Origin of the sequence: Microbacterium sp. KSW4-4 (assembly GCF_023091185.1) — a bacterium.
Classification (GTDB): domain Bacteria; phylum Actinomycetota; class Actinomycetes; order Actinomycetales; family Microbacteriaceae; genus Microbacterium; species Microbacterium paraoxydans.
This window is the reverse complement of sequence record NZ_JAHWXJ010000001.1, coordinates 1,712,129-1,738,078: the sequence shown is the minus strand read 5'-3', so window position 1 is coordinate 1,738,078 and position 25,950 is coordinate 1,712,129. Positions and strand designations below refer to the sequence as shown.

Sequence of the window (25,950 nt, the reverse complement as noted above, 5' to 3'; positions counted from 1 at the left end):
CTACGGCGCGGACCAGTCTCCGCCCCCGCGCGCCCAGGCCGTGAGGCCGCGGATGAGGGCGCGCACGCCGATCTCGAACGTCCGTCGGGCGGGGTCGTCGCTGAGCTCGGCCCTCGCACTCTCCGCCGCGGCGAAGGTGGGGTAGGCGGGGGCGAGCTCCTTCGGTGCCATGTTGTCCGCCGGAGCGAGCGCGTCCAGCGCGGAGCCGATGATGAACGACTCCAGCGCGACGATGGCATCGACGATCGTCTCGCGGGGCCAGCCGTCGTCGGAGAGCAGCACCGCGATCTGCTCGTAGTCCGCGAACGAGCCCTCGTCGGCATCGATGGGGGAGCTCGCGAGCATGACCATGGCCTGCGGGGCGGCGACGGCCGCGTCGCGATAGCTGTGCGCCCAGGCGAGCAGGGCGTCCTCCAGCGGCCGTTCGCGGGGCACCGGGGTGGCGAGGGAGCGGCTCACGCGGCCGCGCATGGCCCGGATCACGGCGTCGCGGTTCTCGAAGTGGTGATAGAGCGCCGAGGTGCGCACCCCGAGGGATTCCGCGAGCGCGGTCATGGTGAAGCGCTGCGGGGTGCGTTCGGCGCTGAGTCGGAAGGCGGCATCGAGGATCCGCTCCTCGGTGAGCACCCGGCCGGAGGGGCGGCCCACGCTGCGGGGAGTCTTCGTCATCGGGGCTCGATTCGGGTTCCGTGTCTGCTACTTTATTGAAACTCTTTCAATTCGCTCGAGGAAGAACGTCATGACGGGTTTCGACGCCGACACTATCGTCACCGGCGCGCGCGTTGTGACGATGGACCCCCGCCGCCCGGAGGCCACGGCCTTCGCCATCCGCGACGGGCGCTTCCTGGCGGTCGGCGACGACGACCTCGTCCGCGAGCTGCGCGGGACCGGCACCGTCGTGCATGACCTCGGCGGCGCCGCCGTCACCCCCGGGCTCATCGACGCGCACCTGCACCCGCTGCAGGGCCTCGAGCTCACTGTGGGGATCGACCTCGGGGGCATCACCACCGCCGCGGCGTTGCGCGCCGCCCTCCGCGCCGAGGCCGACCGGGCGCTCGCCGAGGACGCCGAGCCGTGGGTGCGCGGGTGGAATCTCGACTACGACGTGTTCCACGAGATCCCCATGACCGCCGACGCCATCGAGGACGCGGTGCGCGGCCTCCCTGCGCTCCTCATCGTGTTCGACGGGCACACCGCGCTGGCCAGCCGCGAGGGGCTGCGGCGCGGCGGCATCACCGGGCCGCGCGAGACGGACGACTCCTCCCTCGTCGTGGTCGACGCCGAGGGGATCCCGACCGGCGAGCTGCGCGAACTCGGCGCCTACGAGCCCGTGCGCCTCGCCGCCCCCGCCCTGGACCGTGCGCAGACGCTCGCCGCCGGCCACGAACTGCTGCAGGGGCTCCGGTCCTCCGGCCTCACCGGCGGCACGATCATGGACGGCGGCTTCGCGACCCTGGACCTGCTGGACGCCATGGAGCAGGGGCCGGGTCTACCGATCCGCATCGTCTCCGCCATCGACCACGAGCCCGGGTTCGACACCGCCCGCACGGCCGAGAACCTCCGGATGCGCGACCGCCGAGGAGAGCGCTGGCGGGGCGGGGTCATCAAGCTCTATGCCGACGGCGTGGTGGAGACGGGAACCGCCTGGCTGTACGAGCCCGACACGGCGGGGGAGGGGACCGCGCCGTTCTGGAAGGACGCCGCCGCCTACGCCCGCACCGTGCGCCGCTATGCCGAGGCCGGCTTCCAGGTCGCGACGCACGCCATCGGCGACCGAGCGGTGGGGGAGGTCATCGATGCGTACCTCGCCGCCGGGGTCCGCAGTGCCGGTGGCGCACCCCACCGGATCGAGCACCTGGAGACCACGACCGATCGTGACGTCGCGCGCCTCGCGGCCGCGGGGATCACCGCCTCGATGCAGCCGCTCCACCTGCAGTGGCGCAAGGCCGACGGCTCGGACGACTGGTCGCGGCGTCTCGGACCAGCCCGTGCCGCCCGTGCCTGGCGCGTGCGCGACTACTGGGAGGCCGGAGCCCCGGTCGCCCTGGGATCGGACTGGCCCATCGCCCAGAACGACGCCCGCATCGGCCTCGCCTGGGCCCAGCTGCGCCGTCGTCCCGGCGACCGCGACGCCCCCGTCTTCGAGCCCCACCAGGTGCTCACCCCCTACCAGGCGCTGCACGGCTACACCGTGGGTGCCGCGCGTGCCCAGGGCGACACCGACCTCGGCCGGATCGCCCCCGGGTTCCGCGCCGACTACGCCGTGTGGGCGGAGAACCCGCTGCACGTCGCCCCGGACGACCTCCCCGACCTGCCCGTACAGCGGACGGTCGTCGGCGGCGTCGAGCCCTGACCCCCGCTCGACCCCTCATACCCCCTTCCTTCTTCACACCGAGGTGAACCCCATGCCCGAATTCGGCGCCCTCGCGCTCCTGCCCATCGCGGTGATCCTCGTGATCGCCGTCGCCACCCGGCGCACCCTCTTCGCCCTGCTCTGCGGCACCGTCGCCGGCGCCCTGATCCTGGGCGGCTGGGGCGGCTTCGACGTCTGGGTCGAATACACGGGAACAGCGCTGTCCAACGAGACCGCCCAATGGCTGCTGCTCATCGTGGCGCTGTTCGGCATCCTCATGATGCTGTTCGAGAAGTCGGGCATCGTCACCGACTTCGCCCGCTGGGTGGAACGGTTCGTGACCTCGCGGCGGAAGTCGACGCTGCTGACGTTCCTGCTCTCGGTGGTCCTGTTCGTGGACGACTACCTCAACGTGCTCACCACCGGCACCTCGATGAAGCAGGTGACCGACCGGTACCGCGTCCCTCGTACGCAGCTCGGCGCGATCATGAAGATGACCGCCGCGCCGATCGCGGTGCTCGTCCCGGTCTCGACCTGGGCGCTGTTCTTCTCCGGACTCTTCGAGGCCCAGGGCGTGACCGTCGGAGGCAGCGGCTTCGGCGCCTACCTGCAGTCGATCCCGTTCATCTTCTTCGGGTGGACGGCGATCGCGGTCGCCCTGCTGATGAGCATCGGCTGGCTGCCGCGCTTCGGTCCGCTGAAGAAGGACGCCCTGCGGGCGGAGCGCGACGGCGACGTCTTCCCCCTCGGCACGACCGATGCGGAACGCCGCGCGGAGGGAGCGGCCCTGCTCTCCGAGCTGCGCGCGGACGACCCCGACGGTTCGACGGCGCAGCGGGTCGCCGTGGCGCTGGAGACCTCGACGGAGGAGGGGCGCCGCCCCCAGCCGTGGTCGTTCCTCCTCGCGATGGCGGTCCTCGTGGGTGTCACCATCGCGACCGACGCCAACGTCGTCGCCGGCACCGCGGCCGCGCTCGCGGTCACGATCGTGCTCGTCCTCGTGCAGCGCCGCCTCTCCGTGCGGGGCGTGCTGGACGCGGCGCTGGAGGGCATCGAGAGCATGCTCTTCGTGATGGTGCTCACCGTGCTGGCGTTCATGGTGCAGGAGATGAACATCACTCTGCAGCTCGCCGAGTTCGTCATCCAGGTCACGGAGCCGGTGCTCACCCCGGCGCTGCTGCCCGCCATCGTGTTCGCCGTCTGCGGCGTGTACGCCTACGCGACCGGCTCGTTCTGGGACCTGGCGGCGGTCATCACCCCGGTGGTGCTGCCGCTCGCGCTGGCCCTCGGCGCGGACCCGATCCTGGCGGGCGCGGCGGTGTTCTCCGGGGCGGCGCTGGGCAGCACGACCTGCCTCTATGGGGACGGCATCATCCTCGCGTCGCGGTCCATCGGCATCAAGCCGATCAACCTCATGCTGGCCATCCTCCCCTACGCGGGGATCGCCGCCGGGATCTCGCTCGTGCTCTACCTCGTGACGGGCTTCGTCGCGGCCTGAATCAGGCGCCCGCGGAGCCGAGCAGGATCACGGCCGCCTGCCCGGCGAAGAAGAGCACGAGGAACCCCAGGAGGGCGGCGGCGAGCGAGAGGCGCCCGTCGAAGCCCTCCACCTCGGCGATGCCCACCTTGCGGGCACGGAAGGCGAAGATCAGGGTCGCGACGCCGAGCGCGAGCTGCACCCACGGGCTGGCGGGGCCGATGACCTTCGGGAACGCGATGAGCAGACCGCCGATGACCCCGGTCGCGAAGCCGCTCCAGGTGAGGAGGCGGACGGTGCGACGGGCGGAGGCGGCAGGCATGATGTCGAGCCTATCCGGCGTCATGCCCCCGTCAGCACCAGCCAGAGCAGGGCGCCGTTCAGGGCGATGAGGAGCACCGAGGCCACGATGCCGGCGGCTGTCGTCCACGCCCGGTTGACCCAGGCGCCGAGCGTGCGGCGCTGCGCCGTGAGGGCGACGAGCGGGATCAGCGCGAACGGGATGCCGAAAGACAGCACGACCTGGCTGAGGACGAGGGCGAGCGTGGGGTCCACCCCGATGCCGAGGATCACCAGCGCGGGGATGAGCGTCACGAGGCGGCGGGCCAGCAGGGGGATGCGCACGTGCAGGAGGCCGTGCATGATCTCGGCGCCCGCGTACGCGCCGACGGAGGTCGAGGCGAGACCCGAGGCGAGCAGTCCCACGGCGAAGAAGGTCGCCACGACCGGGCCGAGACCCGCGGCGAGGGCGGCGTGTGCGCCCTCCAGCGAGTCGGTCCCCGCGACGCCCGCGAGGTTCGCCGCCGCGAGCAGGAGGATGCCGAGGTTCACGGAGCCCGCGATGACCATAGCGATCGTCACATCCCAGCGCGTCGCCGTGAGCAGGCGGCGGATCCGCGAGGTCTCGATCCGGGCCGCCTCCTCGGTCGTCTCGGCACTCGTCGCACCGAACCGGTCGCGGGCCAGGGAGGAGTGCGCGTAGATCGCGTGCGGCATGATCGTCGCGCCGAGGATCGAGGCGGCGAGCAGCACGGACCCCGTGTCCTCGAAGCGCGGCACGAGGCCGCTCACGACCCCGGCCGGGTCAGGTGGCGCGAGGAACAGGCCAGCCATGAAGCCGATCGTGATCACGAACATGAGGCCGATGATCACGAACTCGAACGGCCGAGCGCCGCGACGATTCTGCACGGCGAGCAGGACCATGGACACGGCCCCGGTGATGAGGCCGCCCCACAGCAGCGGTACGCCGAAGAGCAGGTTCAGCGCGACGGCACCGCCGATGACCTCGGCGAGGTCCGTCGCCATCGCGACCAGCTCCGCCTGCAGCCAGTAGGCGCGGCGGGTCCAGGGGCGGCGCAGCCGCTGGCCCAGCACCTCCGGGAGGCTCTGCCCGGTGACGACGCCGAGCTTCGCGGACAGGTACTGGATCAGCCAGGCCATCACATTGCCGGCGACGACCACCCACACGAGCAGATAGCCGTACTGCGCCCCCGCGGTCATGTTGCTGGCGACGTTGCCCGGGTCGAGGTAGGCCACACCTGCCACCAGTGCCGGTCCCAGCAGCCACAGCAGGCGCGGCGAGGCGGTGCGGGCGGGGATCAGTACGGCGTCGGAATTTTTAGGCACACCGAAACCGTAGCGTATTTTTCGGTGTGCCTAAATCACTGGTCATGATTGCCCGCGACCCCTTCGGCGACGGGGCGTCGGCCCCTCCGCCGACGGCGACCAGGCGGAGGCGGCGATAGCCTGGCGGGATGGATGCGCAGCGCCCCGAGAGCACGGAACCGACCGCCCCCGGGGGGTCCTCGGCGCAGCCCGGATACGGCGTCGGCCCCTGGCCCGGAGGGCCGTCGGCCTGGCCTGAGGGAGAGCAGTACGATCCCGAGCTCCTCGCGCACGGCGACACGCGGAACGTCATCGACCGCTATCGCTACTGGCGCATGGAGGCGATCGTCGCTGATCTCGATACGCGGCGTCATCCGTTCCACGTCGCGATCGAGAACTGGCAGCACGACATGAACATCGGTTCCATCGTGCGCAGCGCCAACGCGTTCCTCGCCGACACGGTGCACATCATCGGCCGCCGTCGCTGGAACAAGCGCGGCGCCATGGTGACCGACCGCTACCAGCACGTCGTGCACCACGAGGACATCGCGACCTTCGCCGCCTGGGCGGCCGCCGAGGGGCTGCCCGTCATCGCGATCGACAACGTCGACGGGGCCGTGCCGGTGGACCGCGCCGACCTGCCGCGCTCGTGCGTGCTCCTCTTCGGTCAGGAGGGGCCGGGGCTGTCGCCGGAGGCACTGGCTGCCGCCTCCGGTCACATCGAGATCACGCAGTACGGCTCGACCCGCTCGATCAACGCGAGTGCCGCCGCCGCCGTCATCATGTACGAGTGGTGTCGTCGCCACGCGGAGTGAGCACGAGGAGCGGTCGTACCTGCTCCGTCAGGCCGGATCGATCCCGAACAGGTGTCGCGAGATCGCGCTGACGTCGCGGTCGAGACCGTCCATGCGCCGGCTCAGGCCGTGCACCTCCTTCCGGAGATCCCCGATCTCGGCTTTCACGCCCACGATCTCGCCCTTGATCCCGACGATCTCGCCCTTGATCCCGCCGATCTCCGTGCGGACCGTGCCGATCTCCGTCTTGATGATCCTCACGAACATCGTCGCCATGAGCGTGATCGTGGCGTACAAGCCCGAGGCGAGAACCCCGATCGTCGTCCATATCTGTGCGTCGTTCATCCCCAGCATCCCTTCAGTGTCGCTCCATGCTGCACCGGAGGGCGAGAGGGGCGGGGTGCTGTATTCCGCTCTGCCCAGCGACGGGGGATAAGTCGCTCTCTCCGTCGACTGTGGAGGAGTTAGGCCGGCGCGGCGAGCCATCGCCCGGAGCGCACACGCCACCCCAGCGTCGCCAGCCGTGCGAGCAGGTACACCCCGAAGAACGCGACGGCGAGCCACACGAGGCCGGCGGTGCCGTCGACCCCCGTCGCGGCGATGATCGCCAGGGTGGGCAGGAACGGCACGAGGTTCAGTCCGCCCGCGATCGCCAGGTACCGGGCGTCGTTCGCTCCCATGAGCACTCCGTCGAGCACGAACACCACGCCCGCGACCGGCTGCGCCACCGCGAGCACGAGCAGGGCCGGCTGCACCACGTCTGCCACGCCCTGATCGCCGGTGAAGACGATGCCGAGCACCCCGGAGAGGGCGGCGATGGCGGCGCCGACCACGACCCCGAACCACGCTCCCCACGCGACCGTCCGCGCCAGCACTCGGCGCACCTGCTCCTCGTCACCGGCACCCAGCTCCTTGCCGATCAGCGCCTGCGCGGCGATCGCGAGCGCGTCGAGGGCGAAGGCCGCCGCCGAGAAGATGGTGAACACGATCTGCCACCCGGCGAGCTCCTCCGTGCCGATCCCGGTCGCCACGGCCACGGTGGCGAGCAGGGCGACGCGCAGGCTCACGGTGCGGAGGAACAGCCAGCCGCCCGACGTCGCGGTGTGGCGCAGACCGTCGCGCTGGGCGCGCAACGAGGCGCTGTGCCGGGTCGCCAGGCGCCGGACCACGAGCGCGTACGCCGCGACCATGCCCCATTGCGCCGTCACCGTGCCTGCCGCGGAGCCGGCGATGCCCCAGCCGAGGCCGTAGATGAAGAGCCAGTTCAGCAGGGCGTTCGCCGCGAAGCCGAGTCCCGCGATCCACAGCGGGGTCATGGTGTCCTGCATCCCGCGCAGGAGACCGGTGGCCGCGAACACGATGAGCATCGCGGGGAGACCCCACATCGAGATCACGAGGTATTCGTTCGCCTGTGCCGCCACCTCGGCGCTCGCCCCGAACAGGGAGACGAGCCAGGGGGACGAGACGGCGCCGACGACGGCGAGCACGGCACCCAGGCCGAGTGCGAGCCACATGCCGTTGATCCCGACCGAGACCGCCTCCCCCGGACGCCCGGCCCCGAACCGACGCGCGACCGCGGGAGTCGTGGAGTACGCGAGGAACACCATGAGGCCGACGATCGTCTGCAGCACGGCTCCGGCGATGCCGAGCCCGGCGAGGGGGACGGTGCCGAGATGGCCGACGAGGGCGGCGTCGACGATGAGGAAGGCCGGCTCCGCGATGAGCGCACCGAGGGCGGGGACCGCCAGGCGCAGGATCTCGCGGTTCAGGGAGGTGCGGGCGGCCATCCTCCGAGCCTATGACCTGTCGTCGACACCCGAGACCGCCGGCCTCGACCGGACGTAGGGTGAAGGAGGAGCTCCCAGCGGACGGAGGCGCACCATGACGGATCCCCGGGAGGCGGCCGCGCGCTATCGAGCGCGGCAGCAGCAGGGCGGCAGTGCTGAAGACGACAGCGAAACCGGCACCCCGTCCGCGGCCGCGGCGGTCGATAGAGCCGCCTTCGTCGAATCCGCCATCCAGGTCGCCATCCGTCGCGGCGACTTCGACGATCTGCCGGGAGCCGGGAAGCCGCTCGAAGGGCTCGGCGACCACCACGACCCGGACTGGTGGATCCGCCGGAAGATCGAGACCGAGGGTCTGACCGGGCTCGGCCCTCCCGCCATCCTCCTGCGCACGGAGGACCGCGAGCTCGACGGGCAGCTCGACCTCCTCGGTCGCGAGTCCGACGTGCGCGAGGTGCTCGAGGACTTCAACCGGCGTGTGCGCGAGGCCCGGCGCCAGCTCCAGGGTGGACCTCCCGTCGTGACCGCGCTGCGCGACGTCGACGCCGAGGTCGTCGCGTGGGCGGAACGCCGGGCCGCGCGGACACCGGTGCCAGAGACGTCACCCCGGCGCCGACGCTTCGGGCGCCGACCCCGGGACTGACCTCTTCTGGACACCGTGGGGGACCCCGGCCATAGGCTGGAGCGCATGACCGACGTGCTTCCCGCGGGCCTCGCGCTCGACGACCTCAGCCCCGACATCCGCCCGCAGGACGATCTGTATCGTCACGTGAACGGCGCCTGGATCGCTCGCACCGAGATCCCCGGAGACAAGGCGCGCTGGGGCTCCTTCCATCTGCTGGCCGAGCAGGCCGAGAAGGACGTCCGTGCGATCGTCGAGGAGTCGCAGGACGCGGAGGAGGGCACCCTCGCCCGCAAGATCGGCGACCTCTTCGCGAGCTTCATGGACACCGACCGCATCGCCGCGGCCGGCGTGACCCCGCTGGCCGAGACGTTCACCGAGATCGACGCGATCGACGGCATCCCGGCCTTCCTGCGCACCGTCGGCACCTACGACCGGGAGGGCCGGGCGGCGGTGATCGGCCTCTACGTCGACGGCGACCCCGGGAACCCGGAGCGCTACCTCCCGGTGCTCGTGCAGGCCGGGCTCTCGCTGCCGGACGAGAGCTACTTCCGTCTCGACACCTTCGCGGAGACCCGCGCGGCGTACCGGGAGCACCTGGAGCGCCTGCTCGCCCTCGCCGGTGTGACCGATGCCGCGGCGCAGGCCGAGCGCTCCATCGCGCTGGAGACCGAGCTCGCCGGACACCACTGGGACAACGTGCGCAGCCGTGACGCGGTGGCGACCTACAACCTCAAGACGTGGGACGAGCTGCAGGAGCTCGCCGGCGTCGACCTCACTCCGTGGCGCGAAGCCGTGACGCCGACGAACCCGCAGGCGTTCGACGAGGTCGTCGTCGCGCAGCCGAGCTTCTTCGAGGGGCTGGGCGCTCTGCTCACGCCGGAGCGGCTGGACGACTGGAAGGCCTGGCTGCGCGCGAAGGTCGTGCACGCGGCGGCGCCCTACCTCACCGACGAGCTCGTGCAGGAGAACTTCTCGTTCTACGGCACCCAGCTCACCGGCGTCCCGACGCTCCGCGAGCGCTGGAAGCGCGGCGTCTCCGTCGCCGAAGGGGCCCTGGGCGAGGCGATCGGCAAGGTCTACGTCGAGCGGCACTACCCGCCGACGGCGAAGGCGGCCATGGACGAGCTCGTCGCGAACCTCGTCGAGGCCTATCGGCAGAGCATCGAGACCCTGGAGTGGATGGCCGCGGAGACCCGGCAGCGGGCGCTGGCGAAGCTGGACGCGTTCACCCCGAAGATCGGGCACCCCGAGGTGTGGCGCGACTACTCGGCCCTCGTGATCGACCGGACCGATCTCCTCGGCAACGTGCGCCGCGCGGCGATCTTCGAGCACGACCGCAACATCGACAAGGTCGGGAAGCCGATCGACCGCACCGAGTGGCACATGCCGCCGCAGATGGTGAACGCGTACTACAACCCCTCGATGAACGAGATCGTCTTCCCCGCGGCCATCCTCCAGTACCCGTTCTTCGACGCCGGGCGGGACGCGGCGGCGAACTACGGCGGGATCGGCGCCGTCATCGGGCACGAGATCGGCCACGGCTTCGACGACCAGGGCAGCCGATACGACGGCGAGGGGCGCCTGCAGGACTGGTGGACCGACGCGGATCGCGCGGCCTTCGAGGAGCGCACGAAGGCGCTCATCGCGCAGTACGACGCCCTCGTGCCGGAGGGGCTGGACGCCGAGCATCACGTGAACGGCGCCCTCACCATCGGTGAGAACATCGGCGATCTGGGCGGCCTCGGGATCGCGCTGAAGGCGTACGAGCTGTCGCTGCGGGCCGATCCGTCGGTGCCGGAGCGCGTCGAAGGGCCGGTCATCGACGGCTACACCGGGGTACAGCGGCTGCTCCTGTCCTGGGCGCAGGTCTGGCAGCAGAAGAGCCGCGAGGCCGAGACCCTGCGTCTGCTGACGATCGATCCGCATTCGCCGAACGAGTTCCGGTGCAACCAGATCGTCCGCAACATCGACGCGTTCTACGAGGCCTTCGGGGTCACCGAGAACGACGCCCTGTGGCTGCCGGAGTCGTCACGGGTGACCATCTGGTGACGAACCTCCGGACTCTGTGAGGTGTGCCCCGGCGGTGGGGTTACGATATCCCTGCCGCCGGGGCACCCTTCCCGGATGCGCAGTATCCCTCCCCCTCCTGAAGGACCACGCGTGGGTGCGACCGACCCTGGTGACGCGTTCCGGAACCCCTCGGCTCCCGGAGCGTCCGGGAGTGCGCCTGAGTCGTCCCGCGGTCGGCGTTCGCAGCGGCCGGGAGCCCGTCGGCTGCCCCGCCGCGTGGCCGTCGGCCGGCGGTCGTTCACGTCGACGCTGAAGGCTCTCGAAGGCCTCGCGAACTCCGGAGCGCAGGTGTCGGTGCACGTGGTCGACCTCGACTCCCATGTGCACGTGCTGGCGGGAGACGACCACGTCACCATGCCCGTCGCCGGCCTCGGTGTGGTCCCGCTGCTCATCGAGGTGGCGGCGGCGTTCGAGTCCGGTGCCCTCGACCCTCTCGAGATCGTGGAGCGCACGAGCGTCGAGGCCGTGGAGAGCTCCGGGCTGTGGCGGCACCTGCGGGCCCCGGCGCTGCCGCTGGAAGACCTCGCCGTGCTGGCCGCGACCGCCGGCGATCCGATCGCCGTGAACATCCTGCTGGAGAAGGTGGGGCACGACCGGGTGCGGGAGCGCATCGAGGGCTTGGGTCTGCGACGCACCGCCCTGCTCGACCGGTTCCGCGACCGCCGCGGTCCGGACGACGCCCCGCAGGTCGCGGTGGGGTCGGCACGCGAGCTCGCCGGGCTGTTCTCCGCGCTCGTGAACTCCCAGGTCGTGGATGCCGCCGTCAGCGCCCAGGTCTCGGAGTGGCTCAGCCTCAACCAGGATCTCAGCCTCGTGGCCGCCTCGACCGGGCTCGACCCCTTCGCACACGAGCACGACGCGCACGGCCTGCTGTTCGTGAACAAGACCGGGCGCGACCGGGGAGTGCGCGCCGAGGCGGGGGTGCTCGCGGGGCCGCGCGCCGGGGTCGCCTACTCGATGATCGTGTGCTTCGACGACCTGTCGATCAGCCACCGTCTCCGCGCGCACGACGCCTTCCGCGTGCTCGGCGTCGAACTCATGGAGTACACGCACTGACCCCCTGACCTCGCGCGAACAGGCATCCGCGCGAGATCAGGCTTCCAGAGTGACAACGAGCCTGACCTCTCGCGCTCGCCTGACCTGGCTTGTTCCCCTGTTTCCACGTCCCCTGGATCCCGCGCGCGAACGCAGACATTCGCGTCGCATCAGGCTTTCGGGGGCGCAACTGCCTGATGTCGCGCGAGAGCCCGCTGTCGCGCGCTCGCCTGATGTCGCGCGAGAGCCTGATCGTGCGACGCGCGGGCTAGCATCGGGGCATGCCTCATGCCTGGACCCCGCACCGCCGCGACGACGGCGAGCTGCTCGGCTGGATCCGTCCGGAGGGCGAGGACTGGATCGCCGTCGATGTCCTCGGGCGCAGGGTCTTCGGCCCCGGTGAGTGGCTCGACGCGGAGGCCGCGCTGGATGAGCACGGCATCGCCTGGCTCGCCGATCCGTGGATGCTCGAGGGAGAGGGTGACCGCCCGCTTCGGGTGCGCATCCTCGAAGTCACGCCGGACGAAGAGGGCACGCCGGGGCGCATCGTCGTGAAGGTCGACGACTTCGGGGACATGACCCGACCCGCGACCGCGCGGTTCACCCTGCCGTGGCCGCTTCCCGCCCGGCTGCGGCCACCGCGTACCGACGACCCGGATCCGCGCACGATCTTCCGCTGACCCTCCGCCGCAGGTCGCAGATCCGCTGCAGGTCGCACGCTCTGCGGGAGTCCCTGCGACCTCGATGCGAATCCACGACCGCCGAACGGGTCAGCGCAGCGAGGGGTGCGGCTCCTCGGCGCGTCGTCGCGGGATGAACAGGGACAGGACCACGGCCAGGATGCCGGCGGCGATCGCGAGCCAGAAGCAGACCTCGAACGCGGCCCTCGTCGGCACGGCCACGCCGCCGACGTCCACGCTCATCGCCGCGAGTACCCCGCCCATCACGGCCGAGGCCGTGGATGTGCCCACGGAGCGGAACAGCGCGTTGAGGCCGTTCGACGCCCCGGTCTCGTTCGCGGGCACGGAGCGCATGATGATCATGGGCATCGCGGCGAAGGTGAACCCGATGCCGACGCCGATGAAGATGTTGGCGACGAAGATGTGCCACACCTCGGTCGACCACAGCAGCACGAAGACGTAGGCGAGGACGATCGCGATGGCCCCGACGGTGAAGAGCGGCCGCGGCCCCACGGTGCGCTCAAGCCACCCGGACAGGGGCGAGATCACCATCATGACCAGACCCGCCGGCATGATCACGAGGGAGGCCGCCACCATGTCGAGCCCGAATCCGGCGCCGCCCACCGCCGGCATCTCCAGCATCTGCGGGAACGTGACGTTCGAGGCGAACAGGGCGAAGCCCATGCCGATGGCGGCGATGTTGGTGAAGAGGACGGCGGGCCGGGCGGCGACGCGCAGGTCGAGCAGCGGATCGTCCGTGCGCAGCTGGTACCAGCCCCACAGCAGCAGCACCGCGACGCCGCCGATCACGCAGACGAGCGTGAGCGGCGCCGTCCAGCCCCACTCGGCGCCGCGCGACACGAACAGCAGCAGACCGGTGAGGCCGATCGCGAGTCCGATGGCCCCGAGCACGTCGAGCCGACCGGGGGAGCGGAGCACGTCCTCCGGCACCACGGCGAGCACCAGGAGCAGCCCGAGGACTCCGAGGGCGGCGGCGAGCCAGAACAGCATGTGCCAGTCGGCGTTCTCGGCGAGCAGCGCGGCGACGGGCATGCCGATCGCCCCGCCGACGCCCATGGTGGCGCTCATCAGGGCCACCGCGGTGCCGAGGCGTTCGGGAGGCAGCACGTCGCGCATGATCGCGATTCCGAGGGGCACGACGCCGGTCACGGCCCCCTGGAGGGCACGGCCGATGATGACGCCGACGATGGATCCGGAGAGCGCGGCGATGATCGAGCCCACGATGAGGATCGCGAGGAGCCCGATGACGACGCGGCGCTTGCCGTACATGTCGCCGAGACGGCCGGAGATCGGGGTCGCGACGGCGGCCACGAGCAGGGTGATCGTCACCACCCAGGTGGTGTCCTCACGGGAGGAGTTCAGCAGCTGCGGAAGCTCGGCCTGCAGCGGCACGACGAGCGTGAACATGAACGAGGAGCACAGGCCCGCGAACGCGAGCACCGCGATGATCGCCCACCGCGGAGGGGTACGGGAGAGGCGTTTCCTGGCTCTGTCGTCGTTCGCACCCACCGGCTCAGGCTATCGGCGATCCCGGAGGGGAGGGGCCGATGTGGTTGCATGGCCGGATGACCGACGACATCGCGCCCGCGCAGCACCCCGCCGACTCCGCGTACCACCGCCGGCTCCCGATCGGCGAGGTGCTCGACGCCTCGGCGGTCGCGGAGGGTCTGCCGTGGGCGTTCGAGAGCGTCACGATGCGACCGCTGGAGCCGATGCTCGTGCCGGAGAAGCCCCGCGCCGGCGAGCACGACCCGGCTGCGTGCGGTCACTGCGGTCCGAGCGTGCACACCATCTGGCACGACGACCTCTGGCAGGTGCGTGCCGGGTGGGACGTCGGCGGTCTGCCCTTCATCGGCGGCGTCGCACCGCGCGAACACTGGCTCCTGGAGAACGCGCCGCAGGACGTGCTCGCCGCGCTCGGGCCGCTGATGCAGCGCGTGTCCGAGGCGGTCAAGAGCATCCCCGGCGTCGCCCGCTGTCACTTCGGGCGCTGGAACGACGGCTCCGCGCACATGCACATGTGGGCGCTGGGCCGTCCAGCCGGGATGATGCAGGGCCGCGGCGCGGTGCTCGCGTTCTGGGACGGGATCCTGCCGCCGCTGCCGGCGGAGATGGCCGAGGACCACCTCCGCATCGTCGCGGAGGCGCTCGCCGCGGGCGGGGGTGAGGCGTTCCCGTACCGCTGAGCCGGGTCGGTTTCCGCGAACGGGCGGAGGAGGGGCAGACTGGGCTCGTGCGAACCATCCGCGATCTCGACACCGTTGAACTGATCCTCGACGCCCAGAGCCTGCTCGACTCCATCCGGGGCCCGCAGCGCGTGGTGGACGCCGGGACCCTCCGTGCCCTGCAGCAGTCGGGCAACTACGTCGTCGGCTTCTTCGACGGCGAAGGCGACGAGGAGCGCATGGTCGGCGCCTCGATCGCCTTCTTCGGCGAACCGGCCCGCCGCGCCATGCACTCGCACATCACGGCTCTGCTGCCCGAGTACCGGGGGCGCGGATGGGGCCGGGAGCTCAAGGAGCACCAGCGGCAGTGGGCGTTCTCCCGCGACGTCGGGCGCATCACCTGGACCTTCGACCCGCTGGTCGCCCGCAACGCGCACTTCTTCCTCACCGTCCTCGGCGCGCGCGCCACGGGCTACTCGGTGAACCGGTACGGCATCTTCGGCGGCGGCGACGCGGGCGACGAGAGCGACCGCCTCGACGTCGAGTGGGCCCTCGCGGACATCGCCAAGCCGCCGGCGAAGGACGCCGTCGTGGAGACGCTGGAGATCCCAGACGACATCGAGGGCATGCGGGAGTCCGACCCCGCGGCCGCGCAGGAGTGGCGGCTGCGGCTGCGCGCGCAGATGGAGGGCCTGCTCGGCAGCGGCCTCCACATCGCGGGCTTCGAGACCGGCCGGGGCTACCTCTTCACCGCGTGATCGCCGGGGCCGTCACCGCACGCCCCGCATGAGCCGCAGCACGGGCTTCACGCTCAGCAGTAGGCCGATGCCGACGAGGATCGCGATGCCGCCGAGGATCGAGAAGTACGGCACCTCGTTCTCCGGATCGTAGAACTTCACGAGCTCGCCCGAGATGGCGGTGCCGAGGGCGATCGACAGGAAGAACAGCGCGACCATCTGCGTGTGGAACACGGCCGGGGCGAGCTTCGTCGTCACCGACAGCCCCACGGGCGAGAGCAGCAGCTCGGCGACCGTGAACACGAAGAGGATGCCGACGATCGCGAGCAGCGGCGTCGAGTTCGCACCGCCGCCGGAGAACGGCAGGAACAGCAGGAACGCGGAGCCCATGATGATGGCGGCCAGTCCGAACTTGACGGGGGTCGACGGCTGGCGCTTCCCCAGCTTGGTCCAGATCGCCGCGAACACCCCGGACAGGATGATGATGAACACCGGGTTGATGGACTGCACCCACGACACCGGCATCTCCCACCCGAACAGGTCGCGGTCGAGTCGCTTGTCGGAGTAGATCGTCAGCACCGTGAACTGCTGCTGGTACAGCGACCAGAACGCGACGCTCGTGAGGAACAGCGGCAGGAACCCCCAGACCCGCGAGCGCTCGGTGGCATCGATGCGGCGGCTGCCGAGGATCACCGCGAAGTAGGCGACCGCGGCGACCACGGTGACCGCGATCACGATGGTGGCGAGGTTGTCGGCCTGGATGACTCCGGTCAGCACGAGCACCGCGATCACGACGACCGCACCGACCGCGATGCCGGCGACGAGCGGGTAGCGCGCGCGGGGGAGCGGGTTCGGCACCTCGCGCGCGGAGGCGGGCAGGCCGCGGCGGCCGAACGAGTACTGCACGAGACCCAGCGTCATGCCGAGGGCGGCGAGGCCGAACCCCCAGTGGAAGCCCAGGGTCGACTGGAGCAGTCCGGTGAGGATCGGACCGAGGAAGGCGCCGAGGTTGATGCCGAGGTAGAACAGCGAGAACCCGGCGTCGCGTCGTTCGTCGTCCGGACGGTACAGCGTCCCCACGACCGACGTGGCGTTGGCCTTCAGGCCGCCCGAGCCCAGGGCCACGAGCACGAGTCCGACCCCGACGCCGACGAACCCCGGCAGGAGTGCGAGGGCGAGGTGGCCCGAGACGATGACGATGGCGCTGACGAACAGCACCCGCTCGGAGCCGAACAGTCGATCGGCGAGCCAGGCCCCGAGGATCGTGGACAGGTACACCGAGCCGCCGTACGCGCCGACGATCCCGCCCGCCACCGCTTCCGGGAGGCCGAGGCCGCCATCGGCCACCGAGAAGTACAGGTAGATGAGCAGGATGCCCTGCATGCCGTAGAAGCTGAAGCGCTCCCACATCTCCACGCCGAAGATGTGCACGAGCGACCACGGCTGTCCGAAGAAGCGGGTGTCCTCGTCGCGGGAGGCGGGCGGCTGCGCGGTGGTGCTCATGCGTGGGACGGTACTCCTCCCGCGGGTCCCGCGGCCAGGGGTTGCGCTCAGGCCCCGGATAGAATGGGGGTGCCCGTGCTCACGGGCATTCTCCGCATCCGACCATTGGAGCCACCGTGGCCGAACAGTCCCGCCTCGACAAGGTCATCGCCCTCGCCCGCCACCGCGGTTTCGTCTTCCAGGCGGGTGAGATCTACGGCGGTTCCCGGTCGGCCTGGGACTACGGACCCCTCGGCACCGAGCTGAAGGAGAACATCCGGCGGCAGTGGTGGCAGACCTTCGTGCGCGGCCGCGGCGACATGGTCGGCCTCGACTCCAGCATCATCCTGCCGAAGCGCGTGTGGGAGGCCTCGGGTCACGTCGCGACCTTCACCGACCCGCTCGTCGAGTGCCTGCAGTGCCACAAGCGCTTCCGTGCCGACAACCTCATCGAGGACTTCGAGGCGCGCAAGGGCCGCAAGGCCGAGAACGGTCTCGCCGACATCCCCTGCCCGAACTGCGGCACCAAGGGGCAGTACACCGAGCCGAAGGCCTTCTCCGGTCTGGTGAAGACGTACCTCGGCGTCGTCGATGACGAGTCCGGCCTCTACTATCTGCGCCCCGAGACCGCGCAGGGCATCTTCGTGAACTTCTCGAACGTGCTCACCGCGAGCCGCAAGAAGCCGCCGTTCGGCATCGGCCAGGTCGGCAAGGCGTTCCGGAACGAGATCACCCCCGGCAACTTCATCTTCCGCACCCGCGAGTTCGAGCAGATGGAGATCGAGTTCTTCACGCCGCCCGCCGAGGCGCCGCAGTGGTTCGACCACTGGGTCGAGGCGTGCTGGAACTGGTTCATCGACCTCGGCATCGACCCGGAGAACATGCGCCAGTTCGACGTGCCGGAGGAGGACCGCGCGCACTACTCGGCCGGCACCATCGACGTCGAGTACCGCTTCGGCTTCGCAGGCAAGGAGTGGGGCGAGCTCATGGGCGTCGCCAACCGCACCGACTACGACCTCTCCAGCCACAGCGAGGCCTCCGGCCAGAGCCTGACCTACTTCGACCAGGCCACGGGCGAGCGCTATACGCCGTACGTGATCGAGCCGTCCTTCGGCCTCACCCGCGCGATGATGGCCTTCCTCGTCGACGCGTACGTGGAGGAGCAGGTGCCCAACGCCAAGGGCGGCACCGACACCCGCACCGTGCTCAAGCTCGACCCGCGCCTGGCTCCGGTCAAGGCGGCGGTGCTCCCGCTGTCGCGCAACGAGAACCTGTCGCCGCTCGCCCGCGAGGTCGCCGACACGCTCCGCGGCTCGTGGGCCGTCGACTTCGACGACGCCGGTGCGATCGGCCGCCGCTACCGCCGCCAGGACGAGATCGGCACGCCGTTCTGCGTCACGGTCGACTTCGACTCGCTCGACGACCGTGCCGTGACCGTGCGCGACCGCGACACGATGGCGCAGGAGCGCGTCCCGATCGACGAGCTGCACGCCTACCTGACGGAGCGCCTCCGCGGCGCCTGACGTGACGGCACCGGGGGGAGCCGGCGCACGGGGAGAAGCCTCGCCCGTGCGTCCGGTCGCGGCCATCGTGCTCGGGGCGCTCGCCGTGTCATGGATGATCCTCACGGTGCTCGACCTGCGGGAGAACGACGGCGCCGGGCCCATCATCGCGATGTTCGGCATCCCGGCGCTCGCGGCGGCGGTCATCATCCAGATCGTGATGACGCGGCTGGGGGACCGGAAACGCGTGCCGAAGGCCGTGTTCTGGTGGGTTCTCGCGGTGCTGCCGCTGGGCACCCTGGCGGGCTTCGTCGTCGCGATCCTCCGCGACCCCGACTACTTCATCGCCGACGAAGGCCCCTGGATGCTCCTCTGGGTGCCGGTCTTCATCGTCGTGGGGCTGCTGCTCGGGGCCCTCGTCTGGTTCTTCTTCGTGTTCCCCCTCGTCTCGATCGTGACCGTGATCCGCTTGATCGCGCGCGGGGAGGCGAAGCCCGGCGCCCTCATCATGCCGATCGTGCTGCTGAGCCTGGGCGTGCTGAGCATCGTGGGTGGACTCTCGATCGACACCGACAGCAGCGGTCGCGCGTCGTGGGGCTCCATCATCGCCGCGTTCCTCGGCCTCCCCGGGAACTACGAGGTGATCTGGGAGCCCGGCCTCTGGATCGTCCGCGGCATCGTCCTCGCGATCATCCTCCTCTTCGCCCTCCCCCGCCTCTCCTCCCGCCCCCGCCATTGACGCTGAGACCCCGGGTCCTCGCCGAGACCCCGGGTTGCATGCGGGCACACGTCGGGGTCTCGGCGAGAAAACGGGGTCTGGCGGGCGCTGAGCGACCCTGCTATGGTCGCTCCTCGTGGGTACTCTGATTCGCTAGATCGGGACGCCGCGTCGAGAGATCCTCTCCGCGGTGGGTCCTGAGCGAACGCGCCCGACTCCGGGTGCGGTCGAGGTTCCTGTTCCCCGCGTCATCGACGCAGATCCCGGCGGTGCGCGTGCGCCGCTGGAGAGGACCCCTCATGTTCCCTGTACTCTCGATCCCTTCCGAGTCCTCGGCCCGCGCTCATCGCGAGTGCGCGCTGCAGGCCGCCTCCGTCCGGTTCGCCGACCGACTCGTCCTGGACCGGATCGACCTCGTCGTCGGCCCCACCGACCGCCTCGCCGTCATCGGCGACAACGGCGCGGGGAAGTCGACGCTGCTCGATCTGCTCGCCGGTTCTCTCGCTCCCACGTCCGGGGAGGTCCGGATCGACCTTCCCGGCGGGATCGCGCACGCCCGGCAGAATCCGGTGTTCGCGGAGGGAGCGACGGTGGCCGACGCCATCGACGAGCTCCTCGGCGACCTCCGCGCGCTGGAGCGCGAACTCGGCCATGCCTACGACCTCCTCGCCGCCGCGACCCCTTCCGAGCGCGCGTCGCAGATGGCCGTTGTGGCCCTGTTGCAGGACCGTTTCGAGTCCCGTGGCGGATACGAGGTCGACCATCGCATCGACACCGCCCTCGAACAGCTCGGAGTGGGCGGGCTGGATCGCGGGCGACCGGTGGCCGCGCTGTCGGGCGGAGAGCGGGCGCGGCTCGCTCTCGCGGTCGCCCTCTCTTCCGGAGCCGAGCTGCTGCTCCTCGACGAGCCCACGAACGACCTCGACGACCGGGCGCTGGCCTGGCTCGAGGAGCGTCTCGCGGCGCACCGGGGAGCGCTGGTGGTCGTGACGCACGATCGTGACTTCCTGGACCGTTTCGCGAAGGCTGTCGCGCAGGTGGAGGACGGACGGATCCGGCGCTACGGCGATGGCTACGCCGGCTTCCTGCGGGCGCGCGAGGCGGAACGCCGGGCGGCGGCTGCGCGCCACGAGGAGTGGAAGGCCGAGGTCGCCCGCACCGAGGCCCTGCTCGCCGCCAACGCGTTCCGGCTGCAGTCGATCCCGCGCAAGCTCGAACTCGACGGCTTCGGTCATGGCGCGTTCCGGGCGCGGAGCCGCGACCACGGTGCCGTCGGACGCATCCGCATGGCGAAGGAGAGGTTGTCGCGGCTGCGGGAGAACCCGTGCCCGGCGCCGCCCGAGCCGCTGCGGTTCGTGGTCGCGGCAGAGGATCGGGCACCGCTCGACGACCCGCTCCTGACCCTCGATGCCGTCTCCCTCCGCGCACCGGGACGACGGCTCGACGTGTCGCGGTGGACGATCGAGGCCGGTTCGCGGTGGCTCATGACCGGGCCGAACGGAGCCGGGAAGACGACACTCCTCCGCCTCCTCGCCGGCGAGCTCCTCCCCGCATCCGGGACGCTCGTCCGCGGGGACGGGCTGCGGATCGCGTTCCTCCGGCAGGAGGTCGACGCGCGCCTGCGGGGTTCAGCCGTCGAGGTGTTCGCGGCTCGGACCGGGACGCCGCCGGTGGATGCACAGGATGCTCTCCTGGCTCATGGACTCTTCCGCGGGTCGGAGGTGGAGCGCGACGTGCGGGCTCTTTCCGTCGGGCAGCGTCGGCGGCTGGATCTCGCGGTGGCCCTGGCGTCGCCGTTCGATCTGCTGCTGCTCGATGAGCCGACGAACCACCTCGATCCCGAGCTCGTGGAGCAGCTCGAGGGCGCCCTCGTCGACCATCCTGCCGCCGTCGTCACGGTGACGCACGACCGGCGGTGGCGTCGTCACGCGGCGGACGCACGGCGCGTGCAGGTTGAAGAGGGGGTGGCCACCGCCTGAGACCCCGCCTTCCCGCCGAGACCCCGGGCTCCGCACGTCCGCACGCCGGGGTTTCGGCGGGAACCCGGGGTCTCGGCGACAGGACGAGAGCTACGACGAGACCGTCAGCTGCATGCGCGCGTCGCCGCCGGACTCGACCCAGGCGCGCGAACGCTCGAGGATCCCGCGCAGCACGTCGAGGTCGACCTCGTCGAGGTCCTTGAGGTAGAGGCAGCCCACCCCCGTCGTGTGCGGGCCGAGCGCGCCGAGAGCCTCCGCGTGGGCGTCCACCCCGTCGAGGAGGTAGATCGTGGTCGCGGCCTTCCGGGGGGCGAAGCTCAGAATGCCGCTGTCGCCCTCCGTCCCGGTGGGGTAGCGGTAGTGGCAGGAGTCGAACCCGATGATCGACCCCCAGGTCTGCGGCTCGCGCCCGGTGATGTCCTGCAGGAGAGCGGTCAGCGTCTCCGCATCACGGCGACGCACGGCCGGGGAGGAGCGGGCGATCAGCCCCGCGACGTCGTCCCCGGTCGGCTGCACTACTTCGCCGCCTTCGCCGCGGCCTTCATCGCCTTCTTGTACTCGCGCACCTTCGTCAGCGAGTCCGGCGACACGATGTCGGCGACGCTGCGGTACGAACCGTCCTCGCCGTAGGGCGCCGAAGCCTCCCGCCAGCCCTCGCCGGTGAACCCGTACTGCTTGCCGAGGAGGGCGAGGAAGATCTTCGCCTTCTGCTCGCCGAAGCCGGGAAGGGCCTTGAGTCGCTCGAGTACCTCGGTGCCGCTCGGCTGGGTCCCTGAGCCTGTCGAAGGGCTCGAGCCTGTCGACGGGCGCGTCCACAGGGCCGCGGCATCCCCGTCCCAGTCGTCGACGAGCGCCTGGCACAGGGTCTGCACCCGCGTCGCCATGGAGCCGGGGAACCGGTGCACCGCGGGGGTCTGGCGGAAGGCCTCCAGGAACTCCTCGGGTGCCATGCCCGCGATCGCCGCAGCATCCGCGGCTCCCGTCCGCTGCTCGATCTTGAGCGGTCCGGTGAACGCGGTCTCCATGGGGATCTGCTGGTCCAGCAGCATGCCGATCAGCAGAGCCGTCGGGTTCTCTGTCAGCAGGGCGTCGGCGGCGGTGTCTCCGGTGATGTGAAAGGCCATGCCTCCAGTCTCCCACCCCGCCGGATCAGGCAGTGGCGGCGTCTTCGACCGCGTCCGCGGCGGGGGCGATCCCGTACAGCGTCGCGAGCGCGGCGGCGAACTCGTCCGCGCGACCGGCGGCGGCGAGCTCATGAGCCCGCACGGTCGGCGTGTGCAGCAGCACGCCCGAGAGGTGCCGCAGGGCCTGCTCGACCTTGCCGTCCTCGTCGCCACGCGCACGCGCACGATCGATCTCGCGCTCCAGCAGTTCGAAGATGTGCGAGCGGAACGCGACGACCGACGGGGTCACGCTCTGGCGGGCACCGACCACGTGGAAGGTCTCCGCGGCTTCGCGGACGACGCTCCGGGCGGCGTCCGTCGCCTGCAGCTCCTCCAGCGGAGCGTGCAGGCGGATGGTCTCCAGGTCGAGCAGCGCGACGCCCTCCAGCGCGGCCACGGCCGGGTCGACGTTCCGCGGCATGCCGAGGTCGACCACCAGCCGGCTCGGGACCCCGGTGGTGCCGCTGGTCGCGGCGACGGGGCAGCCCGCGGCGGCGAGGCCGACCGGGAGCTGCAGGTGCTCCGGGCCGAGCACGGGCTCGGTCGCGGTGGTGCAGGTGATCAGCAGCGTGGAGTGCGCCGCCGTGCGGGCGTACTCCTCGGCCGGCACCGGGCGGATGTCGTGCTTGGCTGCGAAGATCTCCGCGCGGCCGGACGGGGAGTAGACGGAGATGTCGACGGCGCCGCGCTCGCGCAGGGTCGCGAGGGTGACCGCCGCGTAGGCGCCCGTGCCGACCAGCAGCACGCGCTCGGCGGACCAGTCGGCGATGCGGCTGTCGGCGAGCTCCAGCGCGAGGCGCACGAGCGAGCGACCGGCGCGGCCCAGGGCGGTGACGTTCTTGACCTTGCGCTGCGCCTGGCTCGCGCGCTGGAACAGCCGCTCGAGTTCGGGGGAGGTGGTGCCGTCCTTCCGGGCGGACTTGAGCGCCCGACGGACCTGGCCGGCGATCTCGCCCTCACCGGAGACGACGGACTCGAGGCCCGAGGCGACGGAGAACAGGTGCTCGGCGACGCGGCGGCCGGAGTGCACGGCATAGGCGCCGTCGAGATCGGCGGCGGAGATGCCGGTCGCGGACTCGACCGCCTCGATCACGGCTTCCACGCCGATGGCGCCGGCCGCTGTCACCGGCTCGTCCATCTCCACGTACGCCTCGAAGCGGTTGCACGTCGCCAGGACCACGGCACCCTGCACGCACGGCGCCATGCCCACGATGGTGGGAGCGACGTCGTCGGGGGTGCGGCTCAGGCGTTCGAGCAGTTCGAAGGAGGCGGTCTTGTGACTCGCCGTCACACACAGCAGCACCCTTCGATTGTACCCGAGCATCCGAAGCCGGGACTCGGCTGCTCCCTATACGCCGGATGGGAGGATGGACGCATGGCACTCTCCGACGCCCCGCTGTTGCGCGCCCTCACCGGCGACCGCCCCGCCACCGCTCCGGTCTGGTTCATGCGCCAGGCCGGCCGCTCTCTGCCCGAGTACCGGGAGCTGCGGGTCGGCACGAGGATGCTCGACGCCTGCCTCACTCCTGACCTCGCCGCCGAGATCACCCTCCAGCCGGTCCGACGGCACGGCGTTGACGCGGCGGTGTTCTTCAGCGACATCGTCATCCCGCTGCGTCTCGCCGGCGTGGAGGTCGAGATCGAGCCCGGCCGCGGCCCCGTCTTCGCGAACCCGGTGCGGACGGTCGCGGACGTCGACCGCATCACGGCGATCGATCCGGAGAGCCTGGACGGCAGCGCGATCGCGGAGGCTGTCGGCATCGTCGTCGCGGAGCTCGGCGACACCCCGGTCATCGGCTTCGCGGGAGCCCCCTTCACCCTCGCCGCGTACCTCGTCGAGGGCGGTCCGTCCAAGGAGCACCTGCGCGCCCGCGGCATGATGCACGCGGAGCCCGAGGCCTGGCACCGTCTCGCGGGCTGGCTGGCGCAGATCTCGCGGCGGTTCCTGGAGACGCAGCGCGATGCCGGCGCCGCGGTCGTGCAGCTCTTCGACAGTTGGGCGGGCTCGCTCAGCCCCGCCGACTACCGCGCCTTCGTGGCGCCGCACTCACGGACCGCTCTGGACGGCATCGGCGTCCCGACGATCCACTTCGGCGTCGGCACCGGTCCCTTCCTCGGCGATATGCGGCTCGACGGCATCGCGGACGGCGTGGGGGTCGACTGGCGGCTGCCCCTCGACGAGGCCGCCGCGATCCTCGGCCCCGACGTCTCGGTGCAGGGCAACATCGATCCGGCGTTCCTCGGCGCGCCGTGGCCGGTGCTCGAGGCGCATGTCCGCGACGTGCTCGAGCGCGGTCGCGCGGCCCGCGGGCACATCCTCAACCTCGGCCACGGCGTGCCCCCGGAGACCGACCCCGATCAGCTCACGCGCATCGTCGAGCTCGTGCACGCCGGCTGACCTCCGTTCGAATCGCCTGCTTTGCGGCATCTGCGGCCCAGATGCAGCAAATCAGGCGATTCGAAGCGCGCGCGCCAGCCGCAGGTCCGACAGGCCGAAGCGCCCGGTGGGCAGTGCCGCGCGGATGCTGTCCTCGTCGAACGGCCGTGAGGGGCGGATGTCCTCCGGCGGCTCCGGCGCCCACGGGGCCGGCTCGCTCACACCCTCCGCGAGCATCCGCGCCTGCGCCTTCGCCACTAGGGGCACGACCATGGTCCACTCCGTGAGCTGCGCGAGCACCCGTACGACCCAGGTCGGCACCGGGAGGAAGGCGGGGCGGCGTCCGGCGACACGGGCGATCCGGCGGATGGCCTCTCCGAGCGTCACCTCGTCCGCGCCCATCACCGCAACCGTCGGCTCCGGGATCCGCCCCTCCAGCGCGGCCACCAGCACGTCCGCGGCGTCCTCGACCGGGACCGGGCGGGCGGTGCGTTCGCGGTAGCCGACCGTCCAGAAGAAGGGGAGGGTGCGGACGGCGCGGGTCACGTGATCGACCATGTGATCGCCGGGGCCGTAGATCATCCCGGACTTCAGGATCGTGTGCGGCAGCCCGGAGCCGCGGACGATCTCTTCGGCCTCCCACTTCGACTCGTGGTAGCCGGAGCCACAGTCGGGACGGGCGCGGAGGAAGCTCACCATGACGAGGCGTCGGACACCTGCGCGGCGGGCGGCTTCGACGACGGCAGCCGTCCCCTCCACGTGCACGCGGCGGAAGGTCTGGTCGCCGATCTCCCGGTTGATCCCGGCGCAGTGGGCCACCGCGTCGCATCCGGCGAAGGCCGCGGTCAGCGCGTCGACGTCCGTGATGTCCGTTCCGGAGCGTCGGGAGATCACCACGGGCTCCTCCAGGCGATCGGCGAGGGCGCGGCCGACGAATCCACTGCCTCCGGTGATGGCGACCTTCATGGTGTTCTCCTTCGCTAATTAGCTACCTGGCGAAACTGTATCTAGCGAAGGTGCTATATTGCAAGCATGGCCGACAGCGCATCCGACATCTTCGCGGCGCTCGCCCATCCCACCCGGCGGCAGATCCTGCAGGACCTCAAGGAGGGGGAGCTCGCCGCGGGGGAGATCGCGTCCCGGTTCTCCGCGAGCGGACCGACCATCTCCCGGCACCTGAGCGTGCTCCGGCAGGCGGGCCTCGTCAGCGAGCGTCGCGACGCCAACCGCATCTTCTACTCGCTCGTCGGCGAGCGCCTCGCCCTCTCCGTCGGCGACTTCCTCTCCACCGTCTGCCCCGAGCAGATCGTGCTCCGCGAGGTCCGCAAGCGGGGTCGGGCCTGACCTCCGTTCGAATCGCGCACCTGGCTGCATCCGCGGCGA

25 protein-coding genes are annotated in these 25,950 nt (G+C 71.1%); 14 read left to right on the top strand and 11 right to left on the bottom strand.

Going from position 1 to position 25,950, the window contains the following annotated elements; genetic code table 11:
- Positions 1–669 (bottom strand): TetR/AcrR family transcriptional regulator, encoded by a 669-nt coding sequence (locus tag KZC57_RS08685; RefSeq protein WP_247641509.1) that lies wholly within the window; start codon positions 667–669, stop codon positions 1–3.
- A 70-nt stretch (positions 670–739) separates the two neighbouring features.
- On the opposite strand from KZC57_RS08685, the gene KZC57_RS08680 reads away from it, so the two are divergent.
- Both KZC57_RS08680 and KZC57_RS08675 read left to right on the top strand, forming a co-directional pair.
- Positions 740–2,353, top strand: a complete 1,614-nt coding sequence (locus KZC57_RS08680) for an amidohydrolase (protein ID WP_247641508.1) — start codon at positions 740–742, stop codon at positions 2,351–2,353.
- Positions 2,354–2,405: 52 nt separating this feature from the next.
- Positions 2,406–3,851 carry a Na+/H+ antiporter NhaC family protein gene (locus KZC57_RS08675; protein WP_247641507.1) on the top strand — a complete coding sequence of 482 codons (1,446 nt, stop codon included), beginning with the start codon at positions 2,406–2,408 and terminating at the stop codon, positions 3,849–3,851.
- Between the two features lies 1 nt (position 3,852).
- Here KZC57_RS08675 and KZC57_RS08670 read toward each other — a convergent pair whose 3' ends face one another.
- Both KZC57_RS08670 and KZC57_RS08665 read right to left on the bottom strand, forming a co-directional pair.
- Complete coding sequence (locus KZC57_RS08670) at positions 3,853–4,152, bottom strand: hypothetical protein (RefSeq protein ID WP_247641506.1); 300 nt, start codon at positions 4,150–4,152, stop codon at positions 3,853–3,855.
- Positions 4,153–4,172: 20 nt separating this feature from the next.
- On the bottom strand, positions 4,173–5,456 hold the full coding sequence (locus KZC57_RS08665; protein WP_247641505.1) for an Nramp family divalent metal transporter: 1,284 nt from the start codon (positions 5,454–5,456) through the stop codon (positions 4,173–4,175).
- A gap of 128 nt (positions 5,457–5,584) precedes the next feature.
- On the opposite strand from KZC57_RS08665, the gene KZC57_RS08660 reads away from it, so the two are divergent.
- Entirely contained in the window at positions 5,585–6,250 is a 666-nt protein-coding gene (locus KZC57_RS08660; RefSeq protein ID WP_247641504.1) for a TrmH family RNA methyltransferase, read from the top strand.
- Positions 6,251–6,277: 27 nt separating this feature from the next.
- Here the strand turns inward: KZC57_RS08660 and KZC57_RS08655 are convergent, their stop codons facing one another.
- Both KZC57_RS08655 and KZC57_RS08650 read right to left on the bottom strand, forming a co-directional pair.
- Positions 6,278–6,574 (bottom strand): hypothetical protein, encoded by a 297-nt coding sequence (locus KZC57_RS08655; protein ID WP_247641503.1) that lies wholly within the window; start codon positions 6,572–6,574, stop codon positions 6,278–6,280.
- A 119-nt stretch (positions 6,575–6,693) separates the two neighbouring features.
- Complete coding sequence (locus tag KZC57_RS08650; RefSeq protein ID WP_247641502.1) at positions 6,694–8,016, bottom strand: MATE family efflux transporter; 1,323 nt, start codon at positions 8,014–8,016, stop codon at positions 6,694–6,696.
- 94 nt (positions 8,017–8,110) lie between these two features.
- On the opposite strand from KZC57_RS08650, the gene KZC57_RS08645 reads away from it, so the two are divergent.
- The 4 genes from KZC57_RS08645 (at position 8,111) to KZC57_RS08630 (ending at position 12,423) form a co-directional block, all read left to right on the top strand.
- Positions 8,111–8,656 carry a DUF1992 domain-containing protein gene (locus KZC57_RS08645; protein ID WP_060921513.1) on the top strand — a complete coding sequence of 182 codons (546 nt, stop codon included), beginning with the start codon at positions 8,111–8,113 and terminating at the stop codon, positions 8,654–8,656.
- A gap of 45 nt (positions 8,657–8,701) precedes the next feature.
- The gene (locus KZC57_RS08640; RefSeq protein ID WP_247641501.1) at positions 8,702–10,687 is read left to right on the top strand and encodes a M13 family metallopeptidase; all 1,986 of its coding nucleotides are present in this window, start codon (positions 8,702–8,704) and stop codon (positions 10,685–10,687) included.
- A gap of 111 nt (positions 10,688–10,798) precedes the next feature.
- Positions 10,799–11,764, top strand: coding sequence for a serine hydrolase (locus KZC57_RS08635; RefSeq protein WP_060921515.1), 966 nt, complete (start codon positions 10,799–10,801; stop codon positions 11,762–11,764).
- A gap of 260 nt (positions 11,765–12,024) precedes the next feature.
- Entirely contained in the window at positions 12,025–12,423 is a 399-nt protein-coding gene (locus KZC57_RS08630) for a hypothetical protein (RefSeq protein WP_060921516.1), read from the top strand.
- A gap of 90 nt (positions 12,424–12,513) precedes the next feature.
- On the opposite strand, the gene KZC57_RS08625 is transcribed toward KZC57_RS08630, so the two are convergent.
- Entirely contained in the window at positions 12,514–13,953 is a 1,440-nt protein-coding gene (locus KZC57_RS08625) for an MFS transporter (protein ID WP_247641500.1), read from the bottom strand.
- A gap of 56 nt (positions 13,954–14,009) precedes the next feature.
- Between KZC57_RS08625 and KZC57_RS08620 the strand changes: the two genes are divergently transcribed.
- On the top strand, positions 14,010–14,630 hold the full coding sequence (locus KZC57_RS08620) for a hypothetical protein (RefSeq protein WP_247641499.1): 621 nt from the start codon (positions 14,010–14,012) through the stop codon (positions 14,628–14,630).
- 47 nt (positions 14,631–14,677) lie between these two features.
- Positions 14,678–15,367: a GNAT family N-acetyltransferase gene (locus tag KZC57_RS08615; RefSeq protein ID WP_247641498.1), complete on the top strand. Its 690-nt coding sequence runs from the start codon at positions 14,678–14,680 to the stop codon at positions 15,365–15,367.
- Positions 15,368–15,379: 12 nt separating this feature from the next.
- On the opposite strand, the gene KZC57_RS08610 is transcribed toward KZC57_RS08615, so the two are convergent.
- Positions 15,380–16,849 carry a peptide MFS transporter gene (locus tag KZC57_RS08610; RefSeq protein ID WP_105950549.1) on the bottom strand — a complete coding sequence of 490 codons (1,470 nt, stop codon included), beginning with the start codon at positions 16,847–16,849 and terminating at the stop codon, positions 15,380–15,382.
- A gap of 116 nt (positions 16,850–16,965) precedes the next feature.
- Here KZC57_RS08610 and KZC57_RS08605 point away from each other — a divergent pair, with 116 nt between their 5' ends.
- From KZC57_RS08605 to KZC57_RS08595, 3 genes are all read left to right on the top strand, one after another.
- Complete coding sequence (locus tag KZC57_RS08605) at positions 16,966–18,351, top strand: glycine--tRNA ligase (protein ID WP_060921520.1); 1,386 nt, start codon at positions 16,966–16,968, stop codon at positions 18,349–18,351.
- Between the two features lie 46 nt (positions 18,352–18,397).
- The gene (locus KZC57_RS08600; RefSeq protein WP_060921521.1) at positions 18,398–19,069 is read left to right on the top strand and encodes a hypothetical protein; all 672 of its coding nucleotides are present in this window, start codon (positions 18,398–18,400) and stop codon (positions 19,067–19,069) included.
- Between the two features lie 278 nt (positions 19,070–19,347).
- Positions 19,348–21,027: an ABC-F family ATP-binding cassette domain-containing protein gene (locus KZC57_RS08595; protein WP_247641497.1), complete on the top strand. Its 1,680-nt coding sequence runs from the start codon at positions 19,348–19,350 to the stop codon at positions 21,025–21,027.
- A 90-nt stretch (positions 21,028–21,117) separates the two neighbouring features.
- Here the strand turns inward: KZC57_RS08595 and KZC57_RS08590 are convergent, their stop codons facing one another.
- Genes KZC57_RS08590 through KZC57_RS08580 form a run of 3 tightly spaced genes read right to left on the bottom strand, consistent with a single transcriptional unit; the run spans position 21,118 to position 23,493 of the window.
- Complete coding sequence (locus KZC57_RS08590; protein ID WP_247641496.1) at positions 21,118–21,543, bottom strand: DUF1801 domain-containing protein; 426 nt, start codon at positions 21,541–21,543, stop codon at positions 21,118–21,120.
- Complete coding sequence (locus KZC57_RS08585) at positions 21,543–22,151, bottom strand: HhH-GPD-type base excision DNA repair protein (protein ID WP_247641495.1); 609 nt, start codon at positions 22,149–22,151, stop codon at positions 21,543–21,545. Before KZC57_RS08585 ends, KZC57_RS08590 begins: the two co-directional genes overlap by 1 nt.
- A gap of 25 nt (positions 22,152–22,176) precedes the next feature.
- Entirely contained in the window at positions 22,177–23,493 is a 1,317-nt protein-coding gene (locus KZC57_RS08580; protein ID WP_247641494.1) for a glutamyl-tRNA reductase, read from the bottom strand.
- Between the two features lie 72 nt (positions 23,494–23,565).
- On the opposite strand from KZC57_RS08580, the gene hemE reads away from it, so the two are divergent.
- Positions 23,566–24,588, top strand: coding sequence for a uroporphyrinogen decarboxylase (gene hemE, locus KZC57_RS08575; RefSeq protein WP_060921526.1), 1,023 nt, complete (start codon positions 23,566–23,568; stop codon positions 24,586–24,588).
- Between the two features lie 51 nt (positions 24,589–24,639).
- On the opposite strand, the gene KZC57_RS08570 is transcribed toward hemE, so the two are convergent.
- Positions 24,640–25,533, bottom strand: a complete 894-nt coding sequence (locus tag KZC57_RS08570; RefSeq protein ID WP_247641493.1) for an NAD(P)H-binding protein — start codon at positions 25,531–25,533, stop codon at positions 24,640–24,642.
- A 66-nt stretch (positions 25,534–25,599) separates the two neighbouring features.
- Here KZC57_RS08570 and KZC57_RS08565 point away from each other — a divergent pair, with 66 nt between their 5' ends.
- Positions 25,600–25,911 (top strand): metalloregulator ArsR/SmtB family transcription factor, encoded by a 312-nt coding sequence (locus tag KZC57_RS08565; RefSeq protein ID WP_060921528.1) that lies wholly within the window; start codon positions 25,600–25,602, stop codon positions 25,909–25,911.
- Positions 25,912–25,950 lie beyond the last annotated feature (39 nt).